This window comes from Actinomadura livida, from assembly GCF_014648675.1.
Classification (GTDB): domain Bacteria; phylum Actinomycetota; class Actinomycetes; order Streptosporangiales; family Streptosporangiaceae; genus Spirillospora; species Spirillospora livida.
In genome coordinates, this window is sequence record NZ_BMRO01000001.1 from 163,648 (window position 1) to 169,730 (window position 6,083).

Below are 6,083 nucleotides of genomic sequence, written 5' to 3' on the forward strand. Positions count from 1 at the left end.
TGGTCCCCGGCGACTGCGCGCGGGTCGTGCGGCAGCGGCCACGGCGCGAGCCGCGGGTCGGGGACGGGCTTGTCCACGACGGTCTGCGCGGCCACCGTGAAGCCGCGGCGCCGGTAGTTGGCCATCGCGTTCGGGTGGTCGAGGCTGCTGGTGCGCAGCCACACGCGGGTGGCGGGGCCGGCGTCCAGGGCCCAGAGCTTCCCGCGCTGCCAGGCGCGGCGGGTGCACTGCTCGACGAGGTAGCCGCCGTAGCCGCGGCCGACGAAGGCGTGGGTGAGCCCCACGAGGTGGATCTCGGTGTCGCCGCCGGGCTGCGCCTCGATCTCGAAGAAGCCCGCGATGGTGCCCTCGGCCATGGCGATCCAGGTGGACAGCTCGGAACGGTCCACCCACGCCTGCCAGTCGGCGTACGACCAGCCGAACCGGTCGGTCCAGCAGACGCGGGCGCCGACGGCCGCGTACATCGCCCGGTTGACCTCGGGGGACGGCAGCCTCGACAGCGTGAACGTCATCTCGACGCCGGGCAGCGGCGCGGGACGCAGGTCGGCCGCGTCCAGCATCTCCATCGTCCACTCGATGACCCCGGGGATCCCGATCTCGTCCCCGCGGAGCGCCGGCGTGCCGCCGTCACTCACCCCGGTCACTCACCCATCGCCTCGATGAGGCTCTTGGGGCGCATGTCGGTCCAGTTCTCGTCGATGTAGTCCAGGCACGCCTGCCGGGTGTCCTCGTTCTTGGCGACCGTCCAGCCGGCGGGGACTTCGGCGAAGGACGGCCACAGCGAGTGCTGACCCTCGTCGTTGACGAGGACGAGGTAGGTGCCGTCCGGGTCCTCGAAGGGGTTGGTCATGTGGGTCCCTCTCAATCCGTGCTCTGTAGTTTGTCGAGTTTTGCGGCCAGGACGGCGCCCATCTCGGCGGCCGGGCCCGGCTCCATGAGGAGGTGGTGGTCGATGTCGAGGGGGTAGTCCTCGATCTCGCCCTCGACGAGCGGCCCCCAGTTGGCGCGTCCGGTGGGCGAGTCGGCGGTGCGGCCCTGCAGCGCGGTGAAGAAGACGATGTCGCCGCGGAACCGGCCCGGCCGGTACTCCTCGGCCTGCCGGAGGCCGTTCTCGTAGTTGCGGTAGACGTTGACCAGGTCGTCCTCGCCGAGGGTCGCGAGGGCGTCGTCGCGGGCGGCGAGCACCGCCATGATCTGCGCCATGTCGGGGTTGCCGTCCTCGGCGATCATTCCGGCGTCCACCCCGATGGCCTCCAGCAGCTCGGGGAGGATTTCGCGCCGCTCCGACTCCAGGTCCTGGCCGTGGTAGGCGTCGATCAGGGCGAGCAGGCCGACGCGCTCGCCGGCGGCCTGCAGCCGCACGGCCATCTCGTAGGCGACGAGCCCGCCGAGCGACCAGCCCGCGAGGTGGTAGGGGCCGGACGGGCGGACGGCCCGGACCTGCTCCAGGTAGTCCTCGGCCATCTCCGCCACGGACCCCGGCAGGTCGGAGCGGGTGAACGCGCGGGCCTGGAGCCCGTAGATCGGCTGGTCGGGGCCGAGGTGGCGCTGGAACTGGAGGTAGCCCCAGGCCAGGCCGCCCGCGGGGTGGACGAAGAACACCGGCGGGCGGGTGCCGGACGTCCGGATGGGCAGCAGCACCTCGAAGCCGAGCCGGTCCTCGGGCTCGCCGACCCTGGTCAGCGCCTCGACGGTCTGGTGGGTGAACACGTCGCGGGGGGTGAGCTCGATGCCCTCCTGGCGGGCCCTGGTGACGAGCTTCAGGGCGGCGATGCTGTCGCCGCCGAGGTCGAAGAAGCTGACGTCGGCGCCGACGCGGTCAAGGCCGAGGACGCCGGCGACGATCGCGCAGAGCCGCTCCTCCTCGGGCGTGCGGGGGTCGCGCCCGGCGGCGGCCTCGCCGTAGTCGGGCGCGGGCAGGGCGCGGCGGTCGAGCTTCCCGGTCGGGCCGACGGGGAACGTGTCGAGCCGGACGAACGCGGCGGGCACCATGTACTCGGGTACGCGGGCGGCCACGAAGTCGCGCAGGCCCTCGATACCGCGCTTTCCACCGGGGGGTTCAGGGGGGTCGTCCCCCCTGGCGGGATCGCGGGCGATGACGTAGGCGACCAGGGTCTTGACGCCCGGCGTGTCCTCGCGGGCGATGACGGCGACGTTCGCGACGGCCGGGTGGGCGGCGACGGCGGCCTCGATCTCGCCGAGCTCGATCCGGAAGCCGCGGACCTTGACCTGGAAGTCGACGCGGTCGAGGTATTCGAGGGTGCCGTCCGGCCGCCACCGGACGAGGTCGCCGGTGCGGTACATGCGGTCGCCGGGGGCGCCGAACGGGTCGGCGACGTAGCGCCCGGCGGTCAGCGCGGGCCGCCGCAGGTAGCCGCGGCCGAGCCCGGCGCCCGCGATGTACGCCTCGCCGGCGACGCCGGGCGGGACGGGACGCAGCCCCTGGTCCAGCACGTAGACGCGCATGTCGTCGATGGGGCGGCCGAGGACGGCGGACGTCTCGGACGGGTCGGCGAGCGGGGCGCGCAGCCCGGCGATGGTGGTGTACGTGGTGGCCTCGGTCGGGCCGTACACGTTGCCGACCTCGGTGTCCGGGCAGGCGGCGAGGACCTTGCGGATCGCGGCCGGCGAGCCCGCCTCCCCGCCGGTCAGCACCTCGCGGAGCCGCGCGAACGCGTGCGGGCGCTCGTCGGCCACGAGGTTGAACAGCGTCGTGGTGAGGAACAGCCCGGTCAGGTCCTCCGCGGCGATGATCGTTTCGAGGGCCTCGCCGTTCAGGTGGCCGGGCGGCGCGACGACGGCCGTGCCGCCGTGCAGCAACGGCGTCCACACCTCGTAGATGGACGCGTCGAAGGCGTGCGGCGAGTGGACCAGGACCCGGTCGTGCGCCCCGCCCCGCAGCCGTCCGTCGGTCGCGAGGTCGAGCGCGTCGCGGTGGCGGAGCATGACGCCCTTGGGGACGCCCGTCGAGCCCGAGGTGAACAGCACGCAGGCGAGCTGCTCGGGGTGGCACGGGACGCCGGGGTCGGTGTCCGGCTGCGCCGCGATCTCCGGGTCGTCGTCCACGACGAGGATCCGGGCGGAGGTGCCGAGCGCGGCGACCCGGTCGCGCATGGGGGTGTTGACGACCAGCACGGGCGCGGCGACCTCGGCGACCGCCCAGGCCAGCCGCTCCGGCGGGTAGCCGTGGTGGATCGGCGCGTACGCCCCGCCCGCCTTGAGGATCGCCAGGGACGCGACGACGGTGTCGGCGGAGCGTTCGAGGAGGACCGCGACGGGCGTGTCGCGGCCGACGCCGAGCCCGGCCAGGCGGTGCGCGAGCCGGTTCGCGCGGCGGTCCAGCTCGGCGTAGCTGATGGACTCGCCCGCCGCGCGGACGGCGGTGGCGTCCGGGGTCTCGGCGAGCCGGGCGGCGAAGCGCGCGGTGAGCGTGCCGGTCTCGCGGCCGGTGACGGGGCCCTGCCACTCCTGGAGGACGCAGGCGCGCTCGTCGCCGTCCAGGACCTCGATGCGGCCCAGCGGGAGGTCCGGGCGGTAGGCGACGGCCTCCAGGATGCGGACGAAGCGGCGCATCAGGCGCCGCGCGTCGTCCTCAGTGAAGAGGTCGGTGCGGTGGTCGATGCGCAGCGACAGGCCGCGGCCGGGCACGGCGGCGAAGGTCAGCGGGTAGTGGGACGCGTCGTAGCCGTCCACGTCGTGGAGGGTGAGGCCGCCGAGGGCGGTGCCGGCGGCGTCCGGGTCGAACGGGTAGTTCTCCAGCACGGTCATCGTGTCGAAGAGCGTGCCGGTGCCGCTGAGCCGCTGGATGTCGGACAGGCCGAGGTGGTGGTGCGGCATCAGCGCGGCCTGCTCGTCCTGGAGCCGGGTCAGCGCCTCGGCGACCGTGTCGGCGGGGCGGACGCGGACGCGGATCGGCAGCGTGTTGATGAACAGGCCGATCATCTGCTCGACGCCCGGCAGTTCCGGCGGGCGGCCGGACACGGCGGCGCCGAACACCACGTCGGTCGAGCCGGTGAGGCGGCTGAGCAGCGTGCCCCAGGCCAGTTGCAGGACGGTGTTGAGGGTGACCCCCTGGGCGCGGGCACGCGCGCTGAGCGCCGCGGTGAGGTCTTCGGTGAGGCGGGTCCGTACCCGTCCGGGGCTTTCCGCGCCGGGCTCGGGTGCGCCCGGGGCCACGAGCGTGGGTTCGTGGACGCCGTCGAGGGAGCGGCGCCAGGCGTCCTCCGCGGCCTGCCGGTCCTGGGCGGCGAGCCAGGCCAGGTAGTTCTTGTAGGGCGCGACGCGCGGCATTCCGGTGTCGTCGCCCTTGGCCAGGTAGAGGGCGAACAGCTCCGTCTGCAGGACGGGCGTGGACCAGCCGTCCAGCAGGATGTGGTGGTTGGTGAACACCATGCGGTGCAGGCCGTCCGCCAGCCTGATGAGCAGGAAGCGCAGCAGCGGCGGTCTCGTCATGTCGAACGGCCGGGCCCGTTCGGCGTCGGCGAGGTCCCGCGCCCTGGCGTCGCGCTCGGCCTCGGGCAGGGCGGACAGGTCGGCGTCGTTCCAGGGGAGGCGCACCTCGCGGTGGACGACCTGGACCGGCGACCCCTCCTTGCGCTGCCGGAACCCGGCCCGCAGGTTGGCGTGGCGGCGCAGCAGCGTCGCGGCGCCGGCGCGCAGCGCCGCCACGTCGAGGGGGCCGCGCAGGTCGAAGACGATCTGCGCGGTGTAGACGTCCTTCTCCGAGTCGTACAGCGCGTGGAAGAAGAGCCCCTGCTGCAACGGGGACAGCGGGAGGATGTCCTCAAGCTGCGACTTGCTCAATCCAGCTCCCATTCGCCGTCGAGCTCGGCGGCGAGCTCGTCGATCTCCTCCTGGCTGACGTCCACCAGCGACAGGTCCGACGGGGTGAACCCGCCGACGGGCCCGTCGGACGCGCCGTCCACGACGTGCGCGACCAGTCCGCGCAGGGCCGCGAACCAGCGCCCGGCGAGGTCGTCGATCGCGGCGTCGTCGAACAGGCCGCCCGCCCAGGTCCAGGTCGCGGACAGCTCGGGGCCGTCCGGCAGGTCGCGGGTGTGCGCGTTGACCTCGATGGCGTGGACGAGGCCGAGCGCGCCGTCCTGCCCGGCGCCGAGGGCGTCGGCGTCGGCCTGCGCGGCCGGTCCCCAGTCGGTGGCCTCGGGCACCGCGGACCGGCCGAGGTAGTTGAACGCGATCTGCGGCGTCCCGGCGAGCCGCTCGCCCGCCGCGGGGCCGAGGTAGCGCAGCAGGCCGTACCCGATGCCGTTGTCGGGGATCTCGCGGAGCTGCTCCTTGACGCGCTTCAGCGCGGTCCCGACGGCCTGCCCGCCCTCGCGGACGTCGGCGGGCTCCACCCATCCGGCGTCGAGCCGGACGGGGTGGATCGAGGTGAACCAGCCGGCGGTGCGGGACAGGTCCACGCCGGGGACGATCTCCTCGCGGCCGTGCCCCTCCAGGTCGATGAGGACGGCGGTCTCGTCGCCGACGCCCCGGTCGCGGCGCCATTCGGCGACGGCCAGCGCGAGGCCGGTCAGCAGCACGTCGTTGACGCGGCCGTGGAAGGCGGCCGGGACCTCGGTGAGCAGCGGTGCGGTGACGTCGGCGGGCAGGTCGAGCGTGCGGTGCCGCGCCGTGCCGAACGTGTCGGCCGCGGGGTCGAGCGGGCGGGCGCCGAGCACCGGGTCGGGGGTGGCGAGGACGTCGTCCCAGAGCGGCAGCTCGGCGGTGCGGGCCGGGTCGGACGCCTCGGCGGACAGGCGCTGCGCCCAGCGGCGGAACGAGGTCGGCACCGGGTCGAGGTCTCCCCCGCCCCACGCCGTGACCAGGTCGGGCAGGATGATCCGCCACGAGACGCCGTCCACGGCGAGGTGGTGGACCGTGAGCAGCAGGCGGCCCGAGTCGCGCTCGCCCGCGTCGAACCAGACGAGCTGCGCCATCGTCCCCCCGGCCGGGTCGAGGCGGCGGCGGGCGGCCTCCGCCTCGGCGGCGAGGACGGAGCGGAGCATGCCCGCGTCCAGGCCGCCGACGTCGACGCGGCGGACGAGCGCCGCCGCGTCGACGGTGCTGGGCTCGGTGACCTC

Annotated in this window: 4 protein-coding genes; all 4 read right to left on the bottom strand. The window is 74.5% G+C overall.

Features of this window, described 5'->3' with window-relative positions; translation table 11 throughout:
• The coding region (locus tag IEZ03_RS00705; protein ID WP_229807890.1) for a GNAT family N-acetyltransferase at positions 1–644 on the bottom strand (644 nt) is incomplete at its 3' end.
• The gene (locus tag IEZ03_RS00710) at positions 641–850 is read right to left on the bottom strand and encodes an MbtH family protein (RefSeq protein WP_132044096.1); all 210 of its coding nucleotides are present in this window, start codon (positions 848–850) and stop codon (positions 641–643) included. The genes IEZ03_RS00710 and IEZ03_RS00705, both read right to left, overlap by 4 nt.
• 11 nt (positions 851–861) lie before the next feature.
• Positions 862–4,803 (bottom strand): non-ribosomal peptide synthetase, encoded by a 3,942-nt coding sequence (locus IEZ03_RS00715; protein ID WP_229807891.1) that lies wholly within the window; start codon positions 4,801–4,803, stop codon positions 862–864.
• Positions 4,800–6,083, bottom strand: a 1,284-nt coding sequence (locus IEZ03_RS37395) for a condensation domain-containing protein (RefSeq protein WP_229807892.1), incomplete at its 5' end; no start/stop codon positions are given. The genes IEZ03_RS37395 and IEZ03_RS00715, both read right to left, overlap by 4 nt.